Raw genomic sequence first — 1,953 nt, forward strand, 5'->3', positions numbered from 1 at the left:
GGCAAACGGATACGTTTCCGACTTTTGAATATCACTTATTTCAATTCACCGAAGCGGTCGCCATGCTTATCTTTTTCAGGTAATGCTGGGTCATCAAACGGCTATTCAATCCCCACCTCAGGCTCGTTTCACAGCAAGCCCCCTCCATGATCATGATTATAATATCTCGTGCATTTATATATGAAATCAGCAAAATCTGAGAGCTCAAGGAGGCTATGAGCCAAACCGGGAGGAGCCAGAGTTTACTTCGGAAAACCCACTCTCATGCAGCATAGGTAGGTGAGTCTTCACGAAGACCCGCTACAACAGCAAATGCCCCACCGCGAACGATACAGACTCACTTTCCCTGAGGATTTTTCTTTTGAAAATGCAAACCACTCAGCATGCCTTTTGAAAAGCGCAAGTGATTATCCTGAGCAAAATCGAAATCAATATCCAATGCGTCTTGGTAGACTTTCTTTTCGTACACCCCCGAGAAAAAAATGCGGCATCGCAAAATACCTGGGCTGGACAATCCTTATGCCATGTTTAACAGTTAACACATTGAGATACATTCTCTATCTTCCCGTCACTCTCCTTTACAGACTAATAATCTTTGGCCATTATTCTGTGAATAACTTGTTTATTGTTACAAAATTCATGCTCAACACGTATATTGAGAGTGGCTGAATCCTCATTTTTATTTTAGTCAACGACAACTATTATATTATCACATCGCATTACATGATCTACCGAATGCACGGGCCTGTAATCAAACTCAGATAGCAACGCGATGATAAAATAGAATTAATGAAAAAATGTTAATAAAAGAAGATTCGCCTCACATTCATTACTTGTCATTCAAGCAAAGAGATAGTGGAACAGCGAAAAATATTTCACGTGAATAACAATAAAACTCCCGGTAAAAAATGAGAGCCATGTCTAGGCCTTATAAAAATGAGGGTAGGGGCTGTAAATTCTACATCCCCCATCGCTTTTAATTAGCCGTTCATAACTTTTTATCACTACCAAGACATATCACTCAAGGTTAGCGATAACCATGTGGATTTTTCTTCTGCCAGTTCCAGGTATCGCGCATCATGTCATCGATACCCCGACTCACTTTCCACCCCAGCTCCTGATAAGCCAGATCGGCGTTCGCCCAGAAGGCAGGCAGATCGCCTTCGCGACGCGGTAATATTTGGTAAGGGATCGTGACCCCCGACGCTTTTTCGAATGCCTGAACCATCGCCAGTACCGAGTGCCCTACACCAGCCCCAAGGTTATAGGCCTTAAATCCGCTGAGCTTCGGCAGATGATCCATCGCTTTCAGGTGGCCTTCGGCCAGATCCATGACATGGATGTAGTCGCGCTCTCCCGTCCCATCGGTCGTCGGATAATCCCCGCCGAAAATACCCAGCTTTTCCAGTTTGCCGATGGCCACCTGCGAGATGTAGGGCAACAGGTTATTGGGAATACCGTTAGGATCCTCACCGATCAACCCCGACTCATGGGCGCCTACCGGATTAAAGTAGCGCAAGGCAATAATCGAAAATTGCGGCTCAGCCTTGGCGACATCTTGCAGGATCTGCTCCACCATCAGCTTCGACGTGCCATAAGGGCTTGTCGTGCCGCCGATCGGTGTCGTCTCGACATAAGGCACCGGTGAATGGGCGCCATAAACGGTAGCGGACGAACTAAAGATAAACGCATACACGCCGGCGCGGCGCATAGCGTCCAGTAACACCAACGTTCCGGTGACATTATTCTGGTAGTATTCCAGCGGCTTACGCGTAGATTCCCCTACCGCCTTAAGACCGGCGAAGTGGATCACGCCGGTAATCGAGTGCGCTTCAAAGATGCGATGCAAGCATTCCGCATCCTGAACATCACCTTGGTAAAACACGGCGGCTTTTCCCGTCAGTTTCTCTACGCGGTGTAAAGACTCCGCTGACGAGTTCGACAGATTGTCCA

Annotated in this window: 2 protein-coding genes; both read right to left on the reverse strand. The window is 47.0% G+C overall.

Annotation, left to right across the window (positions count from 1 at the left end; translation table 11 throughout):
* Window positions 1-337: 337 nt before the first annotated feature.
* Window positions 338-469: a dTDP-4-dehydrorhamnose 3,5-epimerase family protein gene (locus ADK28_RS33405; protein WP_314732675.1), complete on the reverse strand. Its 132-nt coding sequence runs from the start codon at window positions 467-469 to the stop codon at window positions 338-340.
* Between the two features lie 558 nt (window positions 470-1,027).
* Window positions 1,028-1,953 (reverse strand): UDP-glucose 4-epimerase GalE (gene galE / locus ADK28_RS02555; protein ID WP_048794798.1); only part of this gene is annotated, 926 nt, incomplete at its 5' end.

Source organism: Serratia sp. 506_PEND (assembly GCF_001076875.1).
In the GTDB taxonomy this organism is placed as follows: domain Bacteria; phylum Pseudomonadota; class Gammaproteobacteria; order Enterobacterales; family Enterobacteriaceae; genus Serratia; species Serratia marcescens.